The organism is Actinomadura meyerae, assembly GCF_900188445.1.
Classification (GTDB): Bacteria; Actinomycetota; Actinomycetes; order Streptosporangiales; family Streptosporangiaceae; genus Spirillospora; species Spirillospora meyerae.
Genome location: NZ_FZOR01000057.1, coordinates 1 through 26,183 on the forward strand (window position 1 = coordinate 1; position 26,183 = coordinate 26,183).

The following is a 26,183-nucleotide window of genomic DNA, read 5'->3' on the forward strand; positions in this document are numbered from 1 at the left end:
ACCGAGTTAAACGTGAGACGGACGAGAACATCACCCACGACTCGCCGGCCACGATCCGATTGATCTGCCCAGCAGCTTAATTTAACGGCATTGCAGCATGGCCGACATGACCACCACTGATCTCGCCGATGGAGAGGCGGTGCGCGAGGCCGGCCGGACGCCCGGCTGGGCCGCGCTGCTCGCCGCGTCCATCGGGCAGTTCCTCGTCGTCCTGGACATCTCCGTCGTCAATGTGGCCCTTCCGCACATGCGCGAGGGCCTCGGCCTCGGCTCCACCGGGCTGCAGTGGGTCGTCAACGCCTACTCGCTGACCTTCGCCGGGTTCCTGCTCCTCGGCGGGCGCGCCGCCGACCTCTACGGGCGCAAGCGGGTGTTCCTGGCCGGTCTCGGCCTGGTCGTGGCGTCCAGCCTGGCGGGCGGGTTCGCGCAGGACGGCGCCATGCTGATCGGCGCCCGCGCCGCGCAGGGGCTCGGCGCCGCGATCCTCGCCCCGGTCACGCTGTCGCTGGTCACCGCGACGTTCCCGGCCGGCCCCGCCCGGACGCGGGCGATCGCCATGTGGACGGCCGTCGGCACCGCGGGCGGCGCGACCGGCGGACTCGTCGGCGGGCTGCTGACCGACTACCTGAGCTGGCGCTGGGTCCTGCTGATCAACGTCCCGGTCGGGGCGGTGGTCGCGGTGGTCGCCGCCCGCTGGCTGCGCGCCGACCGGCCCGCCGCCGGGCGCTCCCGGCTCGACCTGCCCGGCGCCGTCCTCGTCACCGCGGGCGTCGGCCTGCTCGCCTTCGGCATCCAGCGGACGGAGGAGCACGGCTGGTCGTCGCTGATCCCGCTGGCCGCCGGGCTCGCGCTGCTCGGCCTGTTCGTCGCGGTGGAGGCGCGGGCGCCGCAGCCGCTCGTCCGGCTCGGGATGTTCCGGCGGCGCAGCGTCGCGGTCGGCAACCTCGCGACGCTCGTCATGACGATGGCCGGGTTCGCGCTCTGGTACTTCCTGTCGCTCTACATGCAGAACGTCCTGCACTTCAGCGCCGTCAAGACCGGCCTGTCGTTCCTCCCGCACACCGCCGGGATCATCCTCGGCTCGCGGCTCGCGCCGAACCTGATGGCCCGCGTCGGCGCGCGGCTGCTGGCCGGTGCGGGCGGGCTCATGGCCGCCGCCGGGTTCGCGTGGCAGGCCGCCGTGCTGGACGCCGATGGAACGTTCCTCGGTGCGATCCTCGGCCCCGGCGCGCTGATGGCCCTCGGTTTCGGGCTGCTGATGACGCCGCTCGTGGAGGTCGCGACGAGCGGCGCGGACGAGTCGGAGGCGGGTGCCGTCGCGGGCGTCGTCAACACCTCCCGCACGATCGGCGGGGCGACCGGCCTGACCGTCCTCGGCACCGCCGCCGCGAACGCGGGCCCCGACCTGGTGGACGGCTACTCCGCGGCGTTCGTCGTCGCGGCCCTCGTCACCCTCGCCGGCACGGCCATCGTCCCCTTCCTTCCCCGCCCAGTGCGCGCCTTGAAGGAAGAACCGGCCATCCCTTAGGGCACGCCGTCCGGCGGAGACGCCTTCCCGGGAGGCCGCGCCCTCCCGGGAAGGCGCACTCTGTCGTCCGCACTCTGTCGTAGGGCAGGCAGCCTCGCGCGGCGCCGTCGTGCGGGGCGTGTGGCCGAGGTCGGTCGCGTCAGCCCGCATTGGAACGGGGAGCGCGCCGCCGTGCCGGGGGACGGTGGCGCGGGGCGGCACGTCACCGGGAGGTCGGGTTGCACGAGGACGAGCGGATCACCTGCATCGCGTTCCGCATCGGGGGATGGGACCGGCTGGGCACTCCGGCGCGGTTGCGGGCGCGCGCGGAGGCCGCCGGATTCCTGGGGCGGGCCGGGCGCGCCGGGCGGGTCGGGGCGGTGCTCGGGTCGGGGGAGGTGCTGGCGCTCGTGCTGCGCGCAGACCCCGCCGAGGCGGCCCCGGCCCTGCTGGACGTGCTGCGCCGCCGCCGCCCGCCGGGGGACGGGACGGCGATCGGGGTCGCGGGAGGCCCGGCCGGTCCGCGCACGGGCGCCGAGGTGGTCGCGGAGGCGGTCCGCCTGATGCGGCGGCCCGGCGTCCGGGACGCCCCCTTCACCGTGGTGCTGGGGGCGCTGCTGCACTGGCGGCTCCGGGACGCGCCGTCCATGCCCGCGTTCCAGCGGGTGAAGGGGGAGGCGTGCGGGCCCGACCACTGGGTGTGGCCGGCGGGGAACGCGCCCGGTGCACCGTGCGGCGCGGGGTGCCCCGGCCCGGAACCGCTGCTCGCCCTCGCCCGGCGGCAGCGCAGCCTCGGGCAGCGGCGCGCGGCGGTCGAGACGTGCCGGTTCCTGCTGCGCCGGTATCCGCTGACGCCCGCCGCCTACCCGCTGATGGACCTGGAGGAGCAGGACGACGTCGCGTCCGCCTACCTCGCCGACGGGCTCCGCGTCGTCCGGGCGCGCACCGGGCCCGACCGGGAGCGCCTGGAGCACGAGCTGCTGCTCGCGCTGGCGGACCGCGCCTACCGGCGGGGACGGCCGGAGCAGGGCGACCGGCTGGTGAACGCGGCCGCGGAGGTGTTCCCCGGGGCCGCCGCGCCGCTGCGCCTGCTGGCCCGCGAGGCCGCCCGGCGCGGAGACGGACCGGGGGCACGGGCTCTGCTCGCCGCCGCGCTCGCCCGGACGCGGGAGACGCCGTAGAGCCGCGGGAGACGCCGTAGAGCCGCCGTAGAGCCGCGGGAGACGCCGTGGATATGTGTCTCATGACCGGATCGGCCGGTAAAGCGGCTGCCATACTGGGTCCCCGTCCGGGCGGCCCGGCTCCGCGGGGCCGGCGCGGCGACACGTACGTGCGCTGAGGAGACGTCGATGACGAGCTCCGGTTGGCATCACCTCTCGTTCCTCGGCCGGCTGACCCCGCCGGCCCGCAACGCTGTCCTGCGGCTCGGCATGCCGCGGACCGTCCAGCGCGACCGTCCGCTGATGCGGCAGGGCGAGCCGGGCACGGAGGTGCACCTGCTGCTCGACGGCCGGGTCGCGGTGGCGCGCGGGGTGGAGAACGGCAGCGTGTCGCTGCTCGGCATCCGGCACCGCGGCGACCTGGTCGGCGAGATGGCGGTGCTCGGCGGCGGCGTCCGCACCGCGACGGTCACCACGCTCGACCGGTCGGTCCTGTCGGTGATCCCGGCGCAGCCGTTCATGGCGTGCCTGCGCGAGCACCCGGAGGCGCTGATCGCGCTGAACCTGATGACCGGCGACCGGCTCTCCCAGGCCAACACCTACCGCGCCGACGCCGCCGGCTACGAGGTCGAGGTGCGGCTGGCGCGGGCGCTGCTGTACCAGGCGCGGCGGACGCCCGAGCGCGAGGACGGCAGTCCCGTCGTCCGGCTGCGGCAGCGGCAGCTCGCGATGCTGATCGGCGCGCAGGAGGGCACGGTCCAGAAGGCCCTCAACGGGCCCGCGCTGCGCGACATCGTCCTGTGCGCGCGGGGCCGGGTGGTGCTGCTGGACGTCCACGAGCTGGCCCAGCTCGCCGAGATGAAGGCCCCGTCCGAACTGTGCGAGTGATGCTCGGCGGCGGCTTCTGAGGCAATCTCGCCTTTCCCGCACTGGTGCGGGTTGCTTCGTCCCCCGGGCCGCGAGACTGCGGTCACGGATGGAAGGGGGACGCATGGGGGCAGGATCGGCGGCAGGGGCGGGAGCGGGGGCGCGGTCGCGGCGTTCGCTCTGCGCGGCGCTCGACATCAAGGGGTGGAGCGGCCGGCTCGTGCCCGAGCAGATCCGCGCCCAGCAGGCGCTGGTGACCGTGGCGATGGCGGCGTGCCGGGAGGCGGGGCTGCCCGAGCAGATCGTGCAGAGCAGCGGGGACGGGGTGCTGATCCTGCCGCCGAGCGACATCGACGAGACCGCCGCCATCCCGGCGCTGGTGTCGGAGCTGGAGGTCGCGCTGCGGCAGGAGAACCGGCTGCTGGCCGAGGACGCGCGGATCCGGCTGCGGCTCGCGCTGACCAGCGGGCTGGTGACGCCGGGCCCGGCCGGCTTCAACGGCGCCGCGGTGATCGACTGCTTCCGGCTGCTGGACAGCCCGCCGGTGAAGGACGCGCTGGAGGACTATCCGGCGGCGCAGCTCGCGGTGATCGTGTCGGACCACCTGTTCCAGGACGTGATCCGCAACGGGTTCCGGTCGCTGCGCGCCGAGGACTTCTGGCGGGTGCGCAGCTCGCTGCCCGGCAAGGGCTTCGCGATGGACGCCTGGCTGTACGTCTCGGACCGCTCCGGCGGCCCGGCGCGGGCGCCGTCCGGCACCGCGGGGGCGCCGGACAGCGCGGCCGCGTCCGGGGGCACGTCCGGGGGCGGCGCCGCGGCGCCCGCCCCGCCGGAGGGGGTGGCGCGGGCGTGGGAGGCGCTGGAGCGGGGCCGCCCGCAGGAGGCGGTGCGGCTGCTGGCCGGCGTGGCGACCGATGACCGCGAGGGCTGGGCCGCGCTGCTGGACGTCCGGGCGGAGGCGCTGATGCGGCTCGGCGAGTTCGAGCGGGCGCGCATCGACCTGGAGGAGCTGCTCGGCCTGCGGGACGACCCGGTGGCGCCGCCCAGCCCATCGGCGCTGCTGCGGCTCGGCCGGTGCAACGTCGCGCTCGGGGCGGTGCAGGAGGCGCGGCAGACGCTGCTGTTCCTGCTGGAGCACGTCCCCTCGTCGGCGGAGGCGCACCTCGACCTCGGGCAGCTGGAGCGGCGCGCCCGGCGGTTCGCGACGGCGCAGAGCCATCTGCTGGAGGGGCTGCGGCTGATCCGGGAGCAGGCGCGCAAGGCCGGGCCCGGTGCACAGGCATCCGGTACACAGGCCGGGCCCGGCGCGCAGGAGCGGCTGCTGGACGCGTTCCTGCGCGAGCTCTCGGCCCTCCCCGTCATCGACGACGCCGCGCTGGACGACGCCCCGCTTGACCACGCCGCCCAGGACGGTCCGGGGTCCGGCGGCCCCGTCCTCCAGGGGCCGGCGCTTCATGGCCCGCCCCTCGACGGCCCGCCCGTAGGCGGCCCGCTCCTCGGCGGTGCGGGGCCGGAGGGCACGGCGTCCGGGGGCACGGCGTCCGGGGACACGGCCCTGGACGGTGGTCCGCCCGGAATGGCGACCGATTCCGGCCAGCGGCGCGGTCATTCTGATAACCGATTCTAATTCGGTGTCCGATTTAAACCGATAAGTCAATCGGCCAAGTGGGGCAATCTCCCCGTCAAACGGAAAAATTAGGACATCGAGCAACTTTTGATCTTCCTTCAACTGGAAGATCGTTAATCAGTAACAGTCGGATAACTAGCGTCGGGTCGTATGACGGGGCCCGGTCATCATCAGAAAAGTTCGGGGCGTACGGGGGACAGACACCATTGCAAGGGCGCTGGAGAATGATGCGAATGACGGGGCGAGCTTCGGCGTGCCCGCTGCGAATCACCATGGCGGCGGTGGTCACCGCCGTCCAGCTGGGGCCGCTGGCCGCGCCCGCCGCCGCGGCGCCCGCCGCCGCGCGTGCCGCCGGGCCGGCCGCGCGTGCCGCCGGGCCGACCGCGCGTGCCGCCGGGCCGACCGCCGCCCCCGAGCCGACGCTGATGGACGTGTCCATCCTGGTGGACGAGTCGGGGAGCCTGTCCGACGCCGACGTGCGCGAGGAGATCAAGGCCGCCACCTCGATCGCGCTCAGCGGGCTGAACCCGCGCAGCCGCGTGTCGGTCTACGGGTTCGGCAGCCAGAACCGACCGGGCCAGAACGCGATCACCGAGGCGTGCCCGCCGACCGTTCTGGACAGTTCGGTGAAGAAGGACGCGCTCGGCGCGTGCATTCGCAAGATCCACCGCCGCGCCGACGGCGAGGGAAACGACACCGACCATGCCGCCGCCCTGGCCAAAGGGCTGAGCGCGCTGGGCACCGGAGGCCCTGAAGGCGCGCTCAAAGTCGTCTTCCTGCTCACCGACGGCCGCCTCGACGTGCACCGCAGCCCCCATTACGGACGCATCGAAATCGACCGTAACCGGGAGGCGGAAAAGCAGGTCGAGACGCAACTGGCGCTCGCCTCCTCCGGCCGCGTCCAGGTTTGGCCGCTCGGCTTCGGCAGCGGCATCGACCACGCTGCGCTGGAGCGCTTCGCCGCCGGCGGCTACCAGGGCGCGTGCGACGGGCGGACCGCGTCCCGGCCGAAGGCCCGCGTCGTCCGCGACTCGGGGGACGTGGTGCGCTCGCTCACCGACGCGTTCGCCGCGGCGGGCTGCGCCGGTGTCAGCCGCAGCGACGAGACCACCCTCGGCCCCGGCCAGACCCGCGAGCTGAAGATCGACATCCCGATCATCGCGACGGACGGCAACATCACCGTGGCCAAGGGGGACCCGCGCGTCCGGGTGGACTACGTCCAGCCGGGCGGCGAGACCGTCGTGCCCAACGGCAGGTCCGGGCAGTCGGAGTTCAAGCGGGCCGGGGAGAACGCGGGCGTCGAGACGCTGCACATCGTCAACCCGCGCAACGGCACCTGGACGATCCGTCTCACCGCCCCCGACAAGCTCGCGAAGCAGCTGGTCAGCGCCACCGCCATCTGGCAGGGCGCGGTCAGCTCCTCGCTGGTGGTCGAGCCGCCGAGCGCGCGGACCGGGCAGCCGCTCACCGTCCGGCTGTCCCTCGTGACCCGCCAGGGCGCGGTCACCGACCGCAAGGCGCTCAGCGGCCTGAACTTCACCGTCCAGGCCACCGGGCCGTCGCTCGGCGCGCCGCAGAGCATCATCATCCGCGACGACGGCAAGGCCCCCGACGACCGGGCCGACGACGGCCGGTACGCGGGCACGTTCACCGCGCCGGGGCGGCCCGGCGACCTCACCTTCACCGGGGTGGTCAGCGGCTACGGCATCCACGCCGACAAGCTGCCGGTGACCGTCGCGGTCGGCGCGCAGGCGCCCGCGCTGCAGGGCCGCGTCGAGTTCTCCGCCGACCCGGTCGTGCACCCCGGCGCCGAGGTGCGCGGCAAGGTCACGATGGAGAACGCGGGCGCCCCCGTCCGCGGCCGGATCGTCCTGGAGGGTGCGGGGCGGGCCGGCGGCGCGGTGCTGGCCGGGAACACCGACCTGGCGATCGGGACGGGCGCCACCAGCCGCCCGTTCACCGTCCGCTTCCCGGACGACGCCGCGCTGGGCGGCACCTCGATGACCGTCAAGGTGGTCGACGCGGCCGACCTGTCGAAGGTGTACGCCAACGGGCAGCTCACCGTCACGGTGAAGGAGCCGCCCGGCTGGCTGGAGCGCAACCGCTTCCTGATCGCGGGCGCGGTGCTGCTCCTGCTGGCCCTGGCGCTGCTGCTCCACCTGCGCCGACGCGCGTGGAAGGCCGGCGTGGACGTCCGGTGGCTGCGCGCGTCCCTGCGGCAGGACGGCGAGGAGGTGGCCCGCCTCAAGGCCCCGTCGAAGTGGGCGCAGGAGTTCCGGTTCGTCGTCCACGACGGCTCGGCGGGCGAGCCGGGGCTCGACTACCCCAAGGCGGGCGACCGGCCCGTCCGGGCCCGCCGCGGCGCGCCCGGCAAGGTCGTCGTCCAGTTGCCGGACGGCCCGCGCTACGAGATCGCCGTCGGCGGCGACGGGGAGCCGCTGGAGGAGACCGGCCTCACGCTCGCCTTCACCGACGACCGGCCGCGCCGCGTGCGGGCGGGCCGCGGCGGCACCGGGCGCGGGACCGGCGCCCGGCGCGGCGCGAGCGGTACCCGCGACACCCCCGGGCGCAGCACCGCGGACCGCACCGCTTCCGACCGCACCGCTTCCGACCGCACCGGCCCCGACCGCACCGCCCCCGACCGCGGCGGCGAGACCTCCGGCGCGGCGCGGACCGGGCCCGCGGGCACCGCGAGACCGGCCTACGAGGACGACCCCTGGCTCTAGCCCGCCGATGACAAGGAACCCCCCATGAAGCTCTACCAGTCAGTCCTCTTCGTGGGACTCGGCGGCACCGGCTGCCTGATCGGCGCGGAACTGGAGCGCCGCCTCCGCGAGGAGTTCTGCGGCCCCGACGGCACCGCGTTCCAGCGGGTCCGCGAGGACGCCCTGCCCTACCAGCTGCCCGACTGCACCCAGTTCGTGTACGCCGACGTCAACCAGGCCGACCTCGACCGGCTGCCGGCCAGCGTCGTGCCGAGCCCGCAGCACGTCCCGGCGGTGCAGCGCACCGCGCACTACGTCCGCGGCCTCGTCCCGCGGGTCGACACCTACCCGGAAGTGGCCCGCAACCTGCGGCTCACCGCCGAGCGCGAGGTCGCCGCGTGGCTGCCGCCCGAACCCGGCGAGCCGCGGGTGACGCCGCTGCAGCGCGGCGCCGGGCAGCTCCCGACGATCGGCCGGGCCGCGCTGTTCGAGACGTTCCGCAGCGGCGTCGCGCACGCCACCGCCGACCTGAACAACGCGGTCGGCCGGCTGTCGGGGCCGCAGGCCGCCACCGACCTCTACAAGATCGGCGGCAGGTCGAGCAACAAGAACGCGGTGGACGTGTTCGTCGCGTTCTCCGTGGCGGGCGGCACCGGCGCCGGCATCTTCTACGACTACCTGCACCTGATCGGCGAGCTGTTCGAGCGCACCGACCTGCGCCCCAAGATCTACCCGCTGGTGCTCATGCCGTCGGCGTTCGTGGACGGCCTCGGCGGCGGCCGCCCCGCGCAGCTCAACGCGGGCCGGGCGCTGCTCGACCTGTTCCGGCTCGTCGACCGGCAGAACGGCGGCGGCGCCCGCCGCGACCTGCGCGGGCACACCTCGCGCGCGCCCGTCGACCCCGACGAGGTCGCGGTCCACTACCCGGTGGACGGCCGGATCGCGCTGCGGCCCGGCACCGCGCAGACCGGGTTCCTGTTCTGCCGGCCGGTCGGGGCCGAGCCGGGCGACCTGCGCCGGTCGGTGGTCTCGCTGATGCTGTCGCTGATCGGCACCGAGCTGGACCAGCGCGCCACCAAGGACGGCGAGCAGCACCAGTCGTTCGCCGACAGCTTCATCAACGCCAGCGTCGACCGGCAGATCCCCGCCGAGAACGGCATCGGCGGGCGCGGGGTGTCGACCGCGCTGGTCGCGTCGCTGACCGTGCCGGTGGACGAGCTGGCCGACCTGGTCGCCGGGCGGCTGCTGCGCAGCGGGGTGGAGGACCTGCGCGGCACCCCGTCCGGGCCGGAGTCCAACCGGTCGCTGATCCAGGAGTTCCTCGCCGTCGCGAACATCTCCGAGATCTTCACCCGGCCCGCGCAGGACCACGCCGATCCGGAGCCCGTCACCGGGGCGAAGGAGATCACCGCGGCGCTGAACGACCGGGCGGAGGCGATGCGGGCGGCGCTGGCCCGGCTGCGGACCCGGCTTGACCGGGAGATCCCGGACCGGGTCGGCGGCTTCGACCCGCGCGACGCCGTCCCCCGGATGCTCGGCACGACCGACCCGTTCCGGCTGGTCCGGGCGCTGTTCGGCAACCCCGACGCCACCGACGAGGTGGAGCGCGGCGGCGCGGTCGGGCTGCTGCAGCGCCGCCGGGTGGAGCCGCCCGCGCCGGAGGGCCTCGGCCCGAACCCGCCGCCGCTGCCGACGCTGCGCGACCGGTCCCTCGGCATGGTGAAGGCCAAGTGGACCGACCCGGACGCGGTGGAGGCCCGGGAGGAGCAGGACCGCTGGTACCGGTGGCGGACCCACGTGCAGTGGACCGAGCCCTGGTCGCAGCTCGCGCCGCGCTGGCGCAAGCCGCTCGACCAGGTCGAGGCGGTACTGCGCGGCCTGACCCGCGCGCTCGGCGAGCAGGCGGCGCAGGACCGCGACCGGTTCCGCGACCGCGCCGCGGACCTGTCGAAGTCCCGCGTCGGCGTGTCGTACCTGCTGCCGCCCGGTGGCGAGCTGGAGCAGTTCTACACGCGGGTCGTCCGGCGGATGACCGACGACCTGGTCGGCAAGGGGCGGCTGCGGCCGAGCGCGTCCGGGGCGGAGCTGCTCACCCTGCTGATCGGCTCGGACGGCTGGCGCGAGGCGTACCGGACGGCCTGGGACAGCAACCCCGAGGCGGCCGTCGCGCAGCTGCGCGAGCGGGTGAAGGCGGAGGTGAAGACCTGCTTCCGGATGGCCGAGCAGGGCCGTACCCCGCTGCTGCCGACGCTGCACGACCTGCTCGCGCAGGCCGCCGGGCAGGCGCCCGGGGAGCTGAGCGAGGCGGAGCTGGAGGAGTTCCGCGGCAAGCTCGCCGGGCTGGTGCCGGCGAACTTCAGCCCCCAGGGCACCGGCCGGCTGAAGGTGCTGGTGTCCTACCCGGCCGGCGCCGACGACCCGGCGATCGAGGCGTACCTGCGGGAGGCGGTGAACCTGCCCGCCGGGCCCGACCTCGTCTACGACTTCACCCACACCACGGCCGAGTCGATCACCGTGGTGCTGTTCCGGTCGTCGATGGGCATCACCGACGTCCGCGAGGTCCGGGACGTCCTGCGGACCTGGGCCGACGCGATCGACCGGCCGCAGCGGCAGGACTACCTGAAGTGGCGGCAGCGGCTCGGCTACGACTTCGGCTACCTCGCCACCCACGAGGAGCACCGCGTGCAGATCCTGCACCGGCTGCTGTGCGCGATGTGGAACGACAAGGTGACCGTGGACGGCGACCCGGCATCCCCGATCAGCGTGTCGGTGCGGCTGGCGGGCGGCGTGTCGATGACGCTGGAGCTGAAGCCGCTGGAGCACGCGTCGTCGTGGGGCAGCCTGCTCCAGGCGTACGAGCTGTGGACGTTCGCCGACAACGCCGGCATCCGGCGCGACTTCTGCGCGCAGCTGATGCGGGAGACGCCCGACGGGGTCGGCAGCATGCCGAAGCCGCCGGGCGACCTGTACCTGGTGCTGCGCGACATGGCGGACGCGCAGGTCCGGCGGATCGACGGCATGCTCGGCGAGCTGCACTCGTCCAGCCGGGCGCGCGCGCTGCAACTACGGGACTTCTGGGTCCGCACGTACCCTGCCGCGCTGGACACCGAGTTCACCGAGGTGTCCGCCGTCCGGGCGAACCTGCGGGCGCTGGAGAAACCCGCGCTACGCGATTCCCAGGACCCGCTTACCGAGGGACCGCGCCCGCAGGGGCCGCGCCCGGAGGAGCCGCGTTACGAGGAGCCGCGTTACGAGGGGCCCCGTTCTGACGGGCCGGGGTGGGAGCGATGAGCGTCCGCGCCGCCCGCGTCGCGCAGCTCGATCTGCGGGACCGCGACGCCGCCGAGGCCGACGACCTCGTGGCGGAGCTGCTGCACACCTCGCAGGACCTGGAGCTGCTGCTCGTCCTGGACACCGCCGAGGCGGTCGTCCGGCACCGGCGGGCGTTCGAGGCGCTGGACGCGTCCCGGCAGGTGTCCAGGCTGCTGTGCCTGGTGGCGGGCCGCCCGCCCGCCGCGCCGCCCGCCCCCGGCGCCGGTCCGGCGGTGCTGCGGCTGCCCGGCAACATCCAGCGCCGCGCGCTGTGGGTGATCGAGCAGACCGGGGTCGACTGGCCGCTGCGCGCCTCCGCCCGCGCCCGCCGCCGCGACGGCCGGGACGGCGACGGGTTCGCCCGGCTGACCGAGCTGCTGCGGCTGCCCGCGCTGTTCGAGCGCACCCACCGGGTGCTCGGCGAGGTGCCGTTCGGCGCGGCCGTGCCCGGCCTGCACCTGGCCGGGCAGGGCGGCACCGGGCAGGAGGACTTCCTGCTCGCGCTGCGCGCGGCGATCCGCCGGGCGCTGGACCCGGCGTCCCCGGCGCCGCCCGAGCGCGCGGACGAGCAGCCGCGCGGCCGGGTGCCGGTCCGGTTCACCGCCGGCAGCGGGCTGCGGCGCGCGTTCGACGACGCCGACCGCGCGCTCGCCGAGGCGCGGGAGGCCGCGGTGGAGCTGCCCGGCATCGGCGCGCTGCTGCGGGAGCTGCCGGCCGGCGCGGTGGTCCGGGACGCCGGGGACCGGCTCGGCGCGCTGCGCGACCGGCTCGCCGGCCTGTTCGGCGCCGTCCCGGACGGTGACCGGCTCACCGACGACCGGCGCGCCGCGATCGCCGCCCGCGGTGTCGAACCGCCGCCGCCGGAGCCGTTCGAGGCCCGGCCGTACCGCGACGGGCTGCACGCCTGGCTGGCCGAATGCCTGCACCGGGGCGTGTCGCTGCCGCGCCTGGACGGCGACCTGCGCGCCGCGGCGGCGGCGCTGGACGGGCGCGGCGGCCATGCCCGGCGGCTGCGCACCGCGTGCCCCGCCGAGCTGCCCGGCGCGCTGCGCGCACCGGCGCCGATGGCGCCGCCGCAGCCGTGGCTGCCGGCGGCGGGCGCGGTCGCGGCGGCGCTCGCCGGGCTGTCCCCGCTCGGCGTCGCGGGCGGCCTGGTGATGGCGCTGCTGTGGACGGCGCTGGTCGCGCTGACCGTGCTGCGCGGCCCCGGCGGCCGGATCGCCGACCACTCCCGCGCGCTCGGGCTGAACGCGTTCGGCGCCCTCGCCGGGGCGATCGGCGGCGGCGTGGCGGGCGACACCGGCCTGCCGCCCGCGGCGTGGGCGGCCGCGGTGGCGGTCGCCGTCGCGGGCGCGCTCGCCGTCGTCGCGCAGTCGTGGCGGGCCCGCGCGATCCAGTGGGGCGACGAGGCGGGGATCGACCGGGCCGAGGCGGCGCTGCAGGACATGCGGCACCTGCTCGGGGCCGCCGTCACCGACTGGGCCCGGCTGAACCGGCGGCTGGACACCGTCGACGAGCTGAACGCGCTGCGGCAGGCCCTCGTGGGCGTCCGCGAGGAGCTGGTCGAGCGCGCCGCGAAGTTGGACGCCGACGACTTCGGCCGCCCGTCCCGGTCGCCGCTGCGCTACCCGGAGGCCGTCCAGTCCTGGCTCGGCGACCTGGTCACCGAGGCGGTGCGCGGCGCGCCGCAGGCGGAGCGCGGCGAGCAGGCGGGCCCGCAGGCGCGCAAGGCCGCGCAGCTGCTCATCGACGACTGGGAGCACTCGGTGGAGCGGGGCCACGCCCCGGAGGCGGCGCCGTTCGTCGCCGACGCCCGCCCGGTGCCGCTGATCGACGCGGAGGACCTCGCGTTCGCCGCCGAGCAGGCCGGCCACGACCCGGCGGGGGAGATGTGGCAGCTGTGCGCGCCGGAGGACCTGGCGCTGCTGGACACCGCGCCGGACCCGCGCGCGGTCCGGTTCGCGCCCCGGTCGGCGGGCGACGCGGTGAGCCTGCCGCCCGGGACCGTGGCGGTGCCGTCGGCGGCGCACTGCGGCGTGCTCAGGCTCGTCCCGCTGCACGCGGGGGTCGTGGAGTGGACGTGGTCCGAGGAGGACGACGGCGGATCGGTCGAGGCGGGCCGGGACGGGAGGACGGCGTGAACGTCAATCTGCGCTACCGGGACGTCCACGGCGGGGAGGTGGAGGCGAAGGCCGTCGAGGCCGGCGGCGCGGAGCCGCCGCCGCGCCCGCCGCTGGAGGCGGTCCGGCTCCAGCTGGAGCTGCCCGACCGGACCCGCACGGTCCGCTGCGTCCGGCCCGTCGACCGGGGCCCCGGCGGGCGCGCCGCCGGCTACCGGCTGCTGGACGCCGAGATCCTCGCCGGGCTGCGCCTCGCCCGGCTCTGCGACGGCGGCCCCTACCCGGGCTCGGTGACCCGGCTGATCGGCTACGACGCCGACACGGCCGAGCCGTTCGCGCTGCTGGAGCCGCCGCGCGGCGTCGCCGTCGCGACGTACGCGGGCACGCTGCCGACCGACCAGCGGCGCCGCTTCCAGGTGGGGCTGCTGCGCGCGGTGCGGCTGCTGAACGCGGCGGGGATCGCGCACCGCGCGATCGGCCCGGACACCGTCCGGTGGGACGGCGACGAGGTGCAGATCACCGACTTCTCGCACGCGGCGCCGATCGGGTCGCCGCGGACCGTCGCCGGCACGCCGCCGTGGCAGGCGCCCGAGCAGCGGCCGCGGATCCCCGACGGCTGGGAGCGCGGCGTGGTCGGCCCGAACGACGACGTGTGGGCGGCCGGGCGCCTCATCTTCCACGTGCTGACCGGCGAGGAACTCGACGACCGCGACAAGCTCGCCGACCGGCCGGAGCTGGCGGAGCTGCTGGCCGGGGTGTTCGGCGCCCCGGACCGCCGGCCGTCCGCGCAGGCGCTGCTGGGCCGGCTCGGCGAGGCGGACGCGCCGCCGCGCCCGCTGCCGCCCGACCCGGCCTTCCTGCGGGGCCGGGAGCAGTTCTTCGCGCAGCGGCACCGCAAGCATCCGCACACGGCGGAGCCGGGCCCGGCCCCCGCCTCCGAGCCGCCGCCCGAGCGCCGCGCCCCGGCCCCGTCACCTCCGGGCGCGGCGGCGCGGCGGAGCCCGGCAGGGGCGTGGGTGCTGTGGGCTGGGATCGCGGCGCTGGTCGTCGTCGCCGGCTACCTGATGCTGGGGCGGTGACCGATGGCGACGTCGCTGCTGCACCAGACGCTGTTCCGCTGGGGCCGAGAAAGCCGGTTCGGCGCGAGCGCCGAGCCGGGCCTGCTCCCGGTCGCGAGCTCGCTGGAGGCATCGCCCGCCGGGGAGCTGCACCGCCTGCACGCCCGCGTCAGCCAGTGGCTGCGGTGCGGCGAGGGCGGCAGGCCGGAGTCCGGCCTCTGCTACGCCGTGCTCGGCGGCGAGGCGGTGCTGATCCGGCGCAGCCAGCCCGGCCCCGTCCGCAGTGCCACCGCGCACGTGCTGTCCGGCGCGGCCGGGGTCCTCACGCCCCGGCTGGCGCTGGAACTCCGGGACTGGACGTGGGCGTCCGCGGACTTGCCCGGCCGCGCGCCGATGGTCAACCCGAACGCGCTGATGGCGCACCGGTCGGGCCTCACCGACGAGGCGCGGTCCCGCGCCCTGGAGCGGCCGCTCGCCGTCCTGCTGTCGCACGTCCTGGAGGGGCCCCGCCCGGTCGACGCGGCCGTCACCCCCGCCACCATGCCGCTGCTGTGGGCGGTCGCCGACATCTGCACGGTGCTCGGCTCCGGGCTGGACGACTGGCCCTACTGGGCGCCGGCGTTCGAGACGTTCGCGGCGGGGGCGCCCGGCGCCGACCCGCCGCCGGGGCTGTTCCTGCGGTTCCGGCGGGACGGGGCCGACCGGCCGCCCCGGCCCGGCACGCTCCCGGCGGCGGTCGCGCTCGCCCGCCGGTACGTGCGTGAGGGGACCGACGGCCTGCGCGAGCTGCGCGCCACCGCCGGACTGACCGAGCTGGACACCATGAGCGGGCGGGTCGCCCGCCTCCTGGACACGGCGGAGGAACCCGTGGCCGAGCCGATGGAGATCCCTCCCACGCCCGGGGCGGCCGGGTGGGGCCCTGCACAGCCGGGTCCTGCGCAGCCGGGACCCGCACAGCCGGGAACTGCACAGCCGGGAAGTGCACAGCCGGGAAGTGCACAGCCGGGAACTGCACAGCAGGACGCCGGGCAGCCCGACGCCGGGTCGCCCCGGTACGCGCGGTCCGCGGCGGCGTGGGCCGAGCCCGAGCAACCCGCGGCCGCGCGATCCGCGGGGCGGGGGCGCGAGCAGGTCTCCTGCCCGATCTGCCTGGGCCGGCTCGACTGGGGGGAACTGCCGCTCTACACCTTCGACCAGAACCTCGCCCAGTACGTGGAGCTGACCGTCCCGAGGGGCACCAACGCCGAGCAGCGGGCGCGGCTGATGCGGACGGCGGCGGTGCGCTGCCCTAATCCCGGCGGGACGACGGGCGTCCACTACCTGCCCGCCGGATACGGGCAGTACGGGTCCCCGGCCGTCTACGGGTTCATCGGCGGGACCACGTCGGGCAAGACGCACCTGGCCGCCGCGATGGTCGCCGAGATCGAGCGCGGCGCGCTCGGCGAGTACGGCCTGACCGCCCAGCCCGTCGACCTCGACCGGCACCAGGCGTTCCTGCGCGACATGGTGCATCCGCTGTTCAGCGAGGCGTCCTGGCTGGCGCCGACCCGCGAGGGGGAGGTCGCCTTCGCGGACGCGTTCGTCCTGTCGGGCGCCGGGCGGCCCCGCGCGATGGCGCTGTTCGACGTGGCGGGCGGCGAGCTGAGCAACGTGGGCGACGCCAAGCGGTTCCTCGACATCGCCGACGGGCTGATCTTCGTGGCGGACCCGAAGCGCTTCACCCCGGGCAGCCTCGGCGACCCGGCGTTCAACACGGTGCTCAGCCTGCTGCGGTCCACCGGGCGGCTGTCGAAGGTGAGCGCCGCGATCGTGCTGAACAAGGCCGACCTGTACAAGTTCGACGACCCGGTGGCGCACTGGCTGAGCCGGGACGCGCCCGTCCTGGACGCCGCCGAGGTGCTGGAGGAGAGCGCCGACGTGTTCGGCTACCTGCACCAGCGGGACGCCGGGGCGTGGACGCGGCCCTACCAGGAGTGCGAGCGCGCCACCCTGCACGTCGTCTCGGCGACGGGGACGGACGCGATCGAGCGCGGCGCCCGGCCGCTGCGCGTGCTGCGCCCGCTCGTGGCGCTGATGGCGATGACCGGGCTGCTGGCCTCCGCCGACGCCCAGGACGTGGGGATCTGAGATGACCGAGGCACCCATCCACCAGATCGAGTTCCGCTGGGACCCCGACTACGACCTCACCGGCATCGCCTGGTCGTTCGAGTCGCGGACCCAGTTCGACAGCTGGAACACCCGGTTGAAGAAGCACGCCGGAGTGTCGGCGCGGGGCCGGACGGCGGCGGCGGAGGCGCCGTCCAGCGCCGTCTACCTCACCTACCCGGACGGCATGGCGGCGCTCATCCTGCGCAGCGTCGATCCGCGGGCGATGAGCCCGGCAAACGCGGCATCCGGCGCGGCCAGGGGAGCGGGTGCGGACCGCCTGCACCTGGTGGCGCGCGCGCTCATCGGGCTCGGCACGACGCTGACCCCCGATGTCGCGATGCTCATCGCGGCCTCCGACCCGCGCGGCATCTTCAACCGGCTGCCGGGCCAGGTCGGCCGCGGCGCCCCGCTGCCGCCGATGAGCTTCAGCCACCTGATCCAGAACGCGGTCGGATCCGAGCACCTCGAACGGCGGGCCCAGCGCGCGCCGGGGCTCGCCCCGCTCCTCGCGGCCGTGCTGGAGGACCCGGCCCGGCCGGTGACGATGATCCTGCCCGCCGAGGAGATCCGCAGCCCGGTCGCGGAGAGCCGCGCGCTGGCGCTGCTGTGGGCGTCGCGCCGCATCCTGAAGCCGCTGCTCACCGACGCGGACGGGCGGCCCCTCGACGGCTGGCGCGCCGAGTTCTCCACCTGCGAGGCGCCGCTCACCGGCGGCGACGGGCGGGCCGAGCCGGCCGTGGCGTTCCGCGAGCGGGGGCTGGACGGGCCGCCGATGCACGAGGGGCCGCGCGAGGTCCGGCCCGGCGACCCCGCCGCGCCGCAGGGCGACCTGTCCGCCGTCGCGGGGCTGCTCGCGGACGCCTACGCCGCGTTCGGCGACGACGCCGCGCGGCTCGTCCGGCCCGTCGTGCGGGACTGCACGACGCTGCGGGACAAGATCTTCGCCGTCGCGTGCAGCACGGAGATCGCCAGGGCCATCGACCCCGGCAGCGTCCCCGACGTACGGGAGCCCGTCAGGGCCCCGGCGCACGCGGCGCAGCGGCCGCCCGCGCCCGTCCGGGAGCCGGTTCCGGCCGCCGCCCGGCCCGCGGCTCCGCCGCCGGAGCCCGTCCGCGCGCCGTCCGAACCCGTCAACGCGCCGTCCGCTCCGGTGCGGCCGCCGGCGCCGCCGCGCGGAGACCCCCATCTCGTCCGGCTCTACGGGCTGCTCCGCGAGATCACGGCGCCCGCCGGCACCGTCCGCATCACGGACTGGGTCGCCGCGCGCACCGCCCGCGGCGCCGTCCTCGACCGGGAGGGGTTCTCCAGGGTCCTGCAGATCATGGAGGGCGAGCGATGGTTCGCCGACCGGGTCGCCGGCCTGCCGGGCGGCACCGTCCGGATGGCCGACCTGATGGAGCCGCTGTTCGCCGCGGGCCTCGGCGACGCGGCGCTGGAGGACTGGCTGCGGCGGGCGCACACCAACGGGGGGCTGCCCCCGGTGATCGCCGACGCGCTCGGGGTGCTCGCGGCCCGGCTGGAGCCCGACCGCGCCGACTGGCTGGTGGAGCGCTGCCTCGGCTACGCCATCGCCCAGCGCCCGGACGAGGGCGCCGCCGCGGCGGAACCCGCGCCCGTCGTCCGGCACGAGTCCGCGGTGGCGGCGGCGCTGCTGCTGCCCGGCCGGACACTGCCCGCCGCCGCCATCGGCCTCCTCGTCTGGACGTGGCCCGCGCTGCTCGCCGTCCTCGCCGTCCTCCGGCTGGCCTGACGCCGATGGGCGGACGGCTCGGAGAGCGGTGGAACAGGCGGTGGAGGGTGCTCGCCGCCTGCTGCGCGGTGGCCGCGCTCGGCGCGGCCGTCCTGCTCGGGGAGCTGGGGCAGGACCGCTCCGGTGACCGGGTCCGCGCGGACGCGCGGCGGGTCCACTGCCTGTCGGACGCGCGGCGGGCGGAGCTGGTGCGGGTGGCGGTGCGCCTCGGCGCGGCGGCGCCCGGCAGCACCGGCGCGGCGGTGCGCCCGATGCGCGACGGGAGGCCCGGCGCGCCCCTCACCGCCGACGCCTGGAGCCGCAGGGATCGGGCCGGGTTCGACCGCGCGTGCGCGCCGCTGGCCGTGCTGACCGGGACGAAGGCGCTGCAGGACCCGCCGCCCGGCCCGCCGCTGTGGCGCCGCGTGCTCACCAACCCGGTGTTCACCCTCGTCCTCGGCGGGCTGCTCACGGCCGTGACGTCCGCGTCCGCCGCCCGCGCCGTGCGGCGCGAGACCCTCGCCGACCAGCTCAACACGGCGGCGGCCGAGTACCTGAAGGCGGCGCAGGACGTGCGGCTCGCCCGCACCTGGGAGAACCCGTTGGACGCGGCGGCTCTGGAAGGCCGGAGGGTAGAGCTCGGCGCGGCGATCCTGCGCGCGGGGCTCCGCGACTCCGACCGGCGGAACCTCGGCGGCCTCCTGGACCGGACGCACCGGGAACTGATCGGCGCGGGGTTCCAGAAGGCGGCGAGCGAGGAGGCGGTCCGGCGGCTGGAGCACGCACTGAGCCAGGCGGTGCGCGGCGCGCCCGTCCCGGCGGTGGAGGGGCGGCCTTGAACCCTTTCGACGGCTACGGCGACTTCGAACCGTGCTGGAAGGGCGCCGACTGCCCCTACCAGCCGCGGGACTTCCTGCGGTTCACCAACGCGCCCGCGCCCCTGCCCCTCGACCACGTCCGGGGCAGCGTCGTGCTGGTCGCGGGGCCGCCCGGCCACGGCAAGTCGGTCTACGGGCACCGGCTGCTGCACGAGTACCAGGCGCAGGGGCTGACCCCGATCGAGCTCCTGCCGGCGGGGCCGTTCGAGGGGTGCCTCGCCCGCCGCCGCAGGGTGCTCGGCAAGCTGCGCGCCCAGACCGGCGGCCTGCGCCCCGGCGAGGTCTCCGACGCCGAGATCGACGACGCGGCGTGGGCGGACGGCCTGCGCAAGGTGATGGACCACGCCGACCGGAAGCTGGTCGTGCGGCTCCCCGGCGTCATGCAGGGCACCACCGGGTCCGGCGACCTGCTCGCCTGGGAGATCTGCCAGTACGCGATGGCGGCCGGGCCGGGCAACCACGTGTTCGTCTACGAGTTCAACGCGGAGGTCTGGCCGGACGACTGGGACCGCCTGCGCGCGGAGGTCGAGCGGCACCGCGACGCCAAGGTGCGGCTCCGCGTGCTGGAACCGGTCGCACCGGACCAGCTGCTGGCCGACGCGCAGGCCGTGATGGCCGCGCCGCCCGGTACGGGGGTCACCCTGGACGCCCAGATGTCCGAAGGGCTGCAGTACGTGCTCGGCAAGGACCTGCTGCATCCCGCGAGCTTCCGCAGGCTCATGCGGCTGGCGGTCGACCGCGTCATCGCCGAGCAGAGCACCAAGATCACCCTGGGCCACCTGCTGGACCAGGCCATGCGCATCAAGAAGGAGGCGGCATGAGCACCGGCGCCGCTCCCCTGGCCGACAACCCCTTCCCGGCGCGTCCCCCCGACCTTGGCGCGCACGGGGCGTCCTGCCCCGGGCCCGAGCTGCGGGACGGGTACATCGCGTTCGCGGACCGCCCCGACCCCCCGGACAGCGACGGCGGGGTGGTCCTCATCGCCGGCCGCCCCAACCTCGGCAAGTCGGTGCTGGCCCACCGCTGCCTGCACCACTACGAGCGGGCGGGCCGCCTACCGGCCGACCTGTCCGCGCGTCCGGCCGCCGATTTCGCCCGGCCGGCGGACTGCCTGGCGCTCATGCGCGGCGCCGACCTGCCCGACGAGTTGCGCGCGGCCCTGCGCGACACGGTGCGCGACCCCCTGCGCGAGGCGTGGGACCCGGACCCGGTCGAGGCCCACCGCGACCTCGGCCGCGCGCTGGACGGGCGCGCCTTCGCGGCCCGGCTGCCGCGCCCCGACCCCAGCCTGCGGCCGGAGGCGATCGCCGAGCGGGTGCTCGGCTGCGCGCGCGCGGCGGCCGCGGCGAACGGCAGCGTCTACATCTTCGAGTTCCCGTACTGGGAGGAGGCCGAGTGGCACCGGGTGCGGGAGATCGTCGGGCGCGGCCCGGACGCGCCGCTGGTCACGGCGGTGCCACTGGAGCCGTTCACCGACCGGGAGCTGATGGCGTTCCTGCACGCCCGGCTGGGCGGCGCGGAGCGGCTGGGGGCGCTGCTCGACCTCGACCCGGCGGTGCTGCTCCGGGCGCTGGCGCGGCAGCGCGCCAGCATCAGCCCGAACAACCTGACCTGGTTCAACGTGCTCTGCCACCGGGCGTTCGAGGCCGCGATCGAGTCGCGGGCCGCGCGGGTCGCCGTCCACCACTACCTCGCCGCCGCCGTCCGGACCGGTGCGCCGTGAACCGGCCGGAACCCGGCGGCGCGCCCCGGAGCCGGGCCCGCGACCGGGGGGCCAACCCGTTCCCGAAGGTGCCGGAGGTGCGGCTCGCCGGCAGCGGCATCACCGTGCACGTGGAGACCGACGCCGTCCGCGACGTCCGGCGCCTCGCGGTCGACTTCCTCACCGCCCGCCCCGACCTGCGCGGCGACCCGGGCGCGTCCGGGCGGGTCGCGGCGATCCTCGGCGAGTACGGCACCGGCAAGAGCCACCTCGCGTGGAGGCTGCTGGACGAGCTCTTCCGCAGCGCGGCGGCCCGGCCCGTCCTGCTGGTCGTCTCCGGCCAGCCGCGGGACACCGTCCTGACCCTGCACAGGCGGCTGCTGGCATCGCCCGGATCCGGTATCGGCGGCCCGATCCGGCCGGTCGACACCGCCGCCGGGGTGCTGCTGTTCGGCACCGTCGAGAAGATGGTCCGGGACCTGTACGGCGGGCTGTGGCACGGCAGCGGGGCGGACCCGGACGCGCCGCCGCCCGCCGCGTCCGACGAGCTGCCCGTTGACGAGATGCACCGGCTGCACGAGCGGCTCACGGAGATCGCCGAGGGCGACGCGGAGCTGGCCACGGTGCTCGGCCTGGTGTGGCACACGACGGCGGGCGCCGCCGCCTGGCGGTGGCTGTGCGGCGTCGAGCACCGGCCGGAGGCGGACGCGCGGATGCTCGCCGACCGAGGCGTCCACACCCCGCCCGTCGACCGCGACGACCGGGCGCTGCGCGTACTGCGCGCGCTGTCGCGGCTGTGCGCCTGGACGGGCGGCCGGATGGCGCTCGTCCTGGACGAGCTGCACCAGATCAGCCCGCGCGGCGGCGACGGCCTCACCGAGGTCGCCGCGACGCTGATGGACCTGATCGGCTGGGCCGCCGAGACCGGGGCGCTGCTCGCCGTCTGCGGGCTGCTCGACTTCTGGGAGGCGCTCCCGGACTCCGTCCGGGGCCGGGTGCTCACGCGGATCGTGCCGTCCGGGCTCACCACCCGCCAGATCACGGCGTACATCGCCGAGGCGCGGCACTCAGGCGGGGCCGAGGCGCGGCACTCAGGCGGGGCCGGGGCGCCGCAGCCCGGCGGCACCGGCGGCGACGATCCGCACCCGTTCACCGGCGACGCCGTGGAAGAGCTGTGGAAGATCACCGAAGGGCATCCGCGGCGGACCATCACCCTGTGCCACCACGCCTACGAGCGGCGCTCCGCCGGGGGCCTCATCGGCCCGCGGCAGATCCGCGAGGCGAGCCGGTCGCTGTGCGCGCCGGACACGCCGGACCATGTGCGGACCAAGCTCGCCGGCCGGTGCGCCGAGCTGGGGTATTACGTCGAGCGCGTCCGCCGGCCGGAGCCGAAGCCGGAGCCGGAGCAGGAGCCGGAGCCGGAGTGGAGTCCGGAGCTGCGGGTCCGCTCGTTGCGGGGCGGCGCCGAGTGCGCGCTGATCATCGCCGGGCCGGTGGTGTCCGACGAGGAGCGGAACCGGCTGACGCGGCGGGCGAACGCCCTGGCCCGCGGCGCGCCCGGCCGCGACGCCGTCCTGGTGATGGCGGGGCCGCTGGCCGCCACGTTCGCCGGCGAGCTCGAGCGGGCGTTCACCCGCGTCCTGCACTGGGACTCCGACACCTTCCACGACGACCTCGCCGCGACGCTGCACTCCCGCCTCGCGGTGAGCGAGCGGGAGGGGGTGTACGAGCTGCTGTTCGAGATGCGCCGCGAGATCGCCGCGCTGCGCGTCCCGGCCCCGGCCCCGCCGCCGCTCCCGGACGCGGGCGCGGCGGCCGGTGAGCGGATCTGGACCGACGCCGACCGGCGCGGCAGGTTCGAGGCCGCGGACCGGCTGTGCCGGCAGGCGCTCCAGGCCATCGCGATCGCCGACGCCCGGGTGCAGGAGTTCTGGCGGAGCCGGTTCGACGCGGACGCGCGGGGCCTCCCGGTGGCCCGGGCCGAGGCCCACGGCGACCGGTACGGCGCGATCGGCGAGTTCGTCTTCGGCCCGACGCTCCGGGCGCGCGGCGCGCTGGCGTTCCTCGACGACATCGTGCGGGCGTTCCTGGCCCGGATCGCGGACATGCTGGCCGACGACACGATGACGCTGCCGCAGATCCACGCCCGGCTGCGGCCGCTGCACCAGCGGGTCGACCACGCGGTGGACGCGGTGATCCGCAAGTACCCGGACGAGCGCGACGATCCGGGCAATGCCGTGGGGCGGCTGCTCGGCGTCGACGGCCGCATGCTCGACCAGCACCTGCGCGGGCTCGGCACGACCGTCTACAGCGTCATCGTCGCTCCGGGCGGTGGGGCGGCCCGATGAGCTACCGCACGGTCATGGCCGCCGACCTCCAGGGCTACGGGGACGCGCCGCAGAACGTCCAGGAACTGCTCCAGCGCAACCTCGTGGAGTCCCTGCGGGAGGCGGCCCGCAACAGCGGCCTGGACGCCGCGCGGTGGACGGAGCAGGGCAGCGGCGACGGGCTGCTGATGGTCCTCCCGCACGAGGTGTCCATCGAGGTGCTCGTGGGACGGTTCGTCCGCGAGCTGAACGGGGAGCTGCGCGGCCGGAACCGGCTGGCGGCCCCTCGGGCGCGGACCCGGATGCGGCTCGCGATCCACCACGGGCCCGCCGCCGAGGTCGCCAACGGCTTCAGCGGGACGGCGCCGGTCGCGGTGACGCGGCTGTGCGGCTGCGGCCCGCTGCGGGCCGCGCTGGACCGGGCGGACACCGCCCTCGGCGTGATCGTGTCCGAGCTGGTCTTCCGGGACTCGGTCGAGGCGGGCATGACCTCGCTGGAACCGGGGGAGCTGCGGCGCGTCCGGGTGGAGCGGCTGGACGGCGGCCGCGACGGCCACGGCTGGTTCTGGCTCCCCGGCGGCCCCGACCCGCACACCCTCGACCTCCCCGACGGCCTCGACCGCTCCGATGGCCTCGACCGCTCTGCCGCCGCCTCCGAGGAGAGCGCGCCGCCCTCGGGACACGGCGACAACCCGCGACCCGAGCCCCCGCCCGCGCAGACCCCGCCCGCGCAGCCGCCGGGGTCCGTCCACGTCGAGATGGTCAACGCGCGCACCTACATCCGCGGTGACCAGCACAACCACAACTACGGAGGCCGTCCATGAGCGATCCGGCAGCGGACGAGCGGCCGCCCGTCCAGCCCGAGGCCCGCGGTGGGGACAAGCCCGACAAGGAGCCCGGCGGCGACCCGAAGCCGGGTGACGGCGAGCGGTCGCGGACCGACGTCCTGAACGAGCAGCGCCGCCGCGGCACCGTCCAGGACCGCATCGGCACCGAGCGGGACGCCCTGTCGGGCTTCGTGCGGGCGGGGCAGTACATCGGCGGCGACCAGCACAACTACACCTTCACCGCGCCCGGCGGGCGGCGCTCCGCGGTCGCGCCGCTGCCGCAGCGGCACATCGAGGAGACCGAGTACGCCTTCGTCGCCCCCGACGGCTTCGACGAGCTGTGCCGCCGCGCCCGCGACCACCGCATCGTGATCCTCCAGGACGCCCCCGACACCGGCCGGTACGCGGCGGCGCGCCGCCTGCTGCACGTGCTCGCCAAGGAGGATGCGGCGGGCAGAGAGGATGCGGCGGGCAGAGAGGATGCGACCCGCCGGGAGGCGGCCGAGGGGGAGGACGCCGGTGGGCAGGGCGCCGGCGCTGGGACGGCGCTGTTCCGCGTGGACCCCGCCGTCGGCCTGGGCGAGCTGACGGCCGACGACCTGGAACGCGGCGCGGGTTACGTCTACCGGGAGCCGAGGCGGCCGGACGCCCTCACCGACTTCGTCCTGGACAAGGTCACCCGGCTGCTGGAGGACGCCGGCGCCCGCCTGGTCATCACGGTCGACAGCGTGCCCGCCGACGCCCGCGCGGCCGGGCTGGTGCACCAGGCCGGACGCGTGCGGGACCGCCGGGAGATCGTCACCGCGCTGCTCACGCTGTGGCTGGGGCGGCGGGCCCGGCCGGTGCTCACCGAGGAGGGCGTCCCGGAACTGCTGGACGCCCAGCTCGGCGGGGACGGCCCGCCCGGCCAGGCGCGGGCGGTCGCCCAGGAGCTGTACAAGGCGCACCGCGACGCGCTGCCGCTGGCCCGCACCGCCGAGCAGGCGCTGCGGCTGCGCGACGGGGAGCAGCGCGCCGAGTGGTTCGCCGGGCTCGGCAGCCTGTCCGTCCAGTGCATGGCGGTGGCGACGGCCGTGCTGAACGGGGAGCCGTACGAGACGGTCGCGCTCGCGGCGATGCGGCTGAAGGAGGACCTGGAGACCCGCGAGCCGCACCGCGACTCGCTCCGCCGCCTCGACGCCCCGCTGCGGCCGACCCGGCGCAGGTGGCTGGACGCGATCGGCGCCCGGACCGTCCCGTCCACGGTGCGGCTCAGGGACGGGGCGACCGCGCCCACCCGGGTGGTCCGCTACCTCGACCCGGACGCGCAGGGCAAGGTGCTCGGCTACTTCTGGAGCGAGTTCGACGAGCAGCGCCCGCGGCTGCTGGGCTGGCTGCGCTGGTGCGCCGAGCACCCGCTGGAGACCGTCCGGACCCGGACCGCCGTCGCACTCGGCTTCCTCGCCGCCGACGCGTTCGACCTGGTCAACACACTCGTCATCGAGCCGATGGCCGCCGACGGCGACTACCGGTACCGGACCGTCGCGGCCGCCGCGCTGCACGTGACCGTCACGCAGCGGCCCGCGCTGCGCGCCCCGGTGCGGGAGATGCTCAAGGTCTGGGCCGACCCGGAGGCGCCGGTCGAGCTGCGCGCCAGCGCGGCCCGCGCCTGGCGGGTCGAGTCGGTCGAGGGCGGCGTCTCGGCCGCGCTCGACTGGCTCGGCCGGCGCGCCACCGACGACGACGTCGCGGTCACCGCGGCGGTGTGCGAGTCCGTCACCGAGATGTGGGAGGACCGCTGGGACGGCGCGGACGTCCCCCGGCGGCTGCTGAAGTGGGCGAACGACGACGACGAGAACCGCCGGATCACCGGGCTGCTGGCGTTCCTGGTGGCGGCGAGCCAGCTCGTCCGCCGGATGCCGGGCGACGCGTTCGACTGGCCGGGCCTGCTGCACGTCGCCGCGGCCGACGACGACCGCATGCGCGACATCGCCGCGCTCTGGCGGGAGACCCTGCACGACCCGGTCCTGCAGGAGGACGCCGACGAGGTCCTGACCGAGTGGGCCCGGACGGCGGACGAGGCACCGGTCGTCCGCCGCACCCTGGCCCGCCTCGCCAGGGCGATCGCGACGGACCGGACGGTCGCCCGCGCCGTGGCGTACACGGCGCGCGGCTGGGCCGAGGGCGACGCGCCCGGCAGCGCCCGTGACGTACTGACCGCGCTCAACGGAAGGTGA

16 protein-coding genes are annotated in these 26,183 nt (G+C 76.3%); all 16 read left to right on the forward strand.

Annotation, left to right across the window (positions count from 1 at the left end; genetic code table 11):
• The first annotated feature begins 106 nt into the window (after nt 1-106).
• The 16 genes from CHF16_RS35830 (at nt 107) to CHF16_RS35900 (ending at nt 26,183) form a co-directional block, all read left to right on the forward strand.
• Nucleotides 107-1,528 carry an MFS transporter gene (locus tag CHF16_RS35830; RefSeq protein ID WP_089330662.1) on the forward strand — a complete coding sequence of 474 codons (1,422 nt, stop codon included), beginning with the start codon at nt 107-109 and terminating at the stop codon, nt 1,526-1,528.
• A gap of 218 nt (nt 1,529-1,746) precedes the next feature.
• Complete coding sequence (locus CHF16_RS35835; protein ID WP_089330633.1) at nt 1,747-2,688, forward strand: hypothetical protein; 942 nt, start codon at nt 1,747-1,749, stop codon at nt 2,686-2,688.
• Between the two features lie 168 nt (nt 2,689-2,856).
• Nucleotides 2,857-3,555 carry a Crp/Fnr family transcriptional regulator gene (locus CHF16_RS35840; RefSeq protein ID WP_089330634.1) on the forward strand — a complete coding sequence of 233 codons (699 nt, stop codon included), beginning with the start codon at nt 2,857-2,859 and terminating at the stop codon, nt 3,553-3,555.
• A 103-nt stretch (nt 3,556-3,658) separates the two neighbouring features.
• On the forward strand, nt 3,659-5,161 hold the full coding sequence (locus CHF16_RS40670) for a tetratricopeptide repeat protein (RefSeq protein ID WP_179271865.1): 1,503 nt from the start codon (nt 3,659-3,661) through the stop codon (nt 5,159-5,161).
• A gap of 233 nt (nt 5,162-5,394) precedes the next feature.
• Entirely contained in the window at nt 5,395-7,887 is a 2,493-nt protein-coding gene (locus tag CHF16_RS35850; RefSeq protein ID WP_179271866.1) for a vWA domain-containing protein, read from the forward strand.
• Between the two features lie 24 nt (nt 7,888-7,911).
• A complete protein-coding gene (locus tag CHF16_RS35855) occupies nt 7,912-11,157 on the forward strand; it encodes a tubulin-like doman-containing protein (RefSeq protein ID WP_089330637.1) in 3,246 nt (1,081 codons plus the stop codon).
• Nucleotides 11,154-13,319: a hypothetical protein gene (locus CHF16_RS40675; RefSeq protein WP_179271867.1), complete on the forward strand. Its 2,166-nt coding sequence runs from the start codon at nt 11,154-11,156 to the stop codon at nt 13,317-13,319. Before CHF16_RS35855 ends, CHF16_RS40675 begins: the two co-directional genes overlap by 4 nt.
• On the forward strand, nt 13,316-14,377 hold the full coding sequence (locus CHF16_RS40680) for a protein kinase domain-containing protein (RefSeq protein ID WP_179271868.1): 1,062 nt from the start codon (nt 13,316-13,318) through the stop codon (nt 14,375-14,377). Before CHF16_RS40675 ends, CHF16_RS40680 begins: the two co-directional genes overlap by 4 nt.
• 3 nt (nt 14,378-14,380) lie before the next feature.
• Complete coding sequence (locus CHF16_RS35865; RefSeq protein WP_089330638.1) at nt 14,381-16,483, forward strand: hypothetical protein; 2,103 nt, start codon at nt 14,381-14,383, stop codon at nt 16,481-16,483.
• 1 nt (nt 16,484) lies between these two features.
• A complete protein-coding gene (locus tag CHF16_RS35870) occupies nt 16,485-18,254 on the forward strand; it encodes a hypothetical protein (RefSeq protein ID WP_089330639.1) in 1,770 nt (589 codons plus the stop codon).
• A 5-nt stretch (nt 18,255-18,259) separates the two neighbouring features.
• On the forward strand, nt 18,260-19,072 hold the full coding sequence (locus tag CHF16_RS35875) for a hypothetical protein (RefSeq protein WP_143228263.1): 813 nt from the start codon (nt 18,260-18,262) through the stop codon (nt 19,070-19,072).
• Nucleotides 19,069-19,932: a hypothetical protein gene (locus CHF16_RS35880; RefSeq protein WP_089330641.1), complete on the forward strand. Its 864-nt coding sequence runs from the start codon at nt 19,069-19,071 to the stop codon at nt 19,930-19,932. Before CHF16_RS35875 ends, CHF16_RS35880 begins: the two co-directional genes overlap by 4 nt.
• Nucleotides 19,929-20,834 (forward strand): hypothetical protein, encoded by a 906-nt coding sequence (locus CHF16_RS35885; protein ID WP_089330642.1) that lies wholly within the window; start codon nt 19,929-19,931, stop codon nt 20,832-20,834. The genes CHF16_RS35880 and CHF16_RS35885 overlap by 4 nt, the downstream gene beginning before the upstream one ends.
• On the forward strand, nt 20,831-23,161 hold the full coding sequence (locus CHF16_RS40685; protein WP_089330643.1) for a hypothetical protein: 2,331 nt from the start codon (nt 20,831-20,833) through the stop codon (nt 23,159-23,161). The genes CHF16_RS35885 and CHF16_RS40685 overlap by 4 nt, the downstream gene beginning before the upstream one ends.
• Nucleotides 23,158-23,964 (forward strand): hypothetical protein, encoded by an 807-nt coding sequence (locus CHF16_RS35895; RefSeq protein ID WP_089330644.1) that lies wholly within the window; start codon nt 23,158-23,160, stop codon nt 23,962-23,964. Before CHF16_RS40685 ends, CHF16_RS35895 begins: the two co-directional genes overlap by 4 nt.
• The gene (locus CHF16_RS35900; RefSeq protein WP_089330645.1) at nt 23,961-26,183 is read left to right on the forward strand and encodes a hypothetical protein; all 2,223 of its coding nucleotides are present in this window, start codon (nt 23,961-23,963) and stop codon (nt 26,181-26,183) included. Before CHF16_RS35895 ends, CHF16_RS35900 begins: the two co-directional genes overlap by 4 nt.

Coding starts and splice junctions, on each gene's coding strand:
- CHF16_RS35830 (WP_089330662.1), top strand. CDS start 107: ATGACCACCACTGATCTCGCCGATGGAGAGGCGGTGCGCGAGGCCGGC.
- CHF16_RS35885 (WP_089330642.1), top strand. CDS start 19,929: ATGAGCACCGGCGCCGCTCCCCTGGCCGACAACCCCTTCCCGGCGCGT.
- CHF16_RS35855 (WP_089330637.1), top strand. CDS start 7,912: ATGAAGCTCTACCAGTCAGTCCTCTTCGTGGGACTCGGCGGCACCGGC.
- CHF16_RS40675 (WP_179271867.1), top strand. CDS start 11,154: ATGAGCGTCCGCGCCGCCCGCGTCGCGCAGCTCGATCTGCGGGACCGC.
- CHF16_RS40670 (WP_179271865.1), top strand. CDS start 3,659: ATGGGGGCAGGATCGGCGGCAGGGGCGGGAGCGGGGGCGCGGTCGCGG.
- CHF16_RS35840 (WP_089330634.1), top strand. CDS start 2,857: ATGACGAGCTCCGGTTGGCATCACCTCTCGTTCCTCGGCCGGCTGACC.
- CHF16_RS35900 (WP_089330645.1), top strand. CDS start 23,961: ATGAGCGATCCGGCAGCGGACGAGCGGCCGCCCGTCCAGCCCGAGGCC.
- CHF16_RS35895 (WP_089330644.1), top strand. CDS start 23,158: ATGAGCTACCGCACGGTCATGGCCGCCGACCTCCAGGGCTACGGGGAC.
- CHF16_RS35850 (WP_179271866.1), top strand. CDS start 5,395: ATGACGGGGCGAGCTTCGGCGTGCCCGCTGCGAATCACCATGGCGGCG.
- CHF16_RS35875 (WP_143228263.1), top strand. CDS start 18,260: ATGGGCGGACGGCTCGGAGAGCGGTGGAACAGGCGGTGGAGGGTGCTC.
- CHF16_RS35870 (WP_089330639.1), top strand. CDS start 16,485: ATGACCGAGGCACCCATCCACCAGATCGAGTTCCGCTGGGACCCCGAC.
- CHF16_RS35865 (WP_089330638.1), top strand. CDS start 14,381: ATGGCGACGTCGCTGCTGCACCAGACGCTGTTCCGCTGGGGCCGAGAA.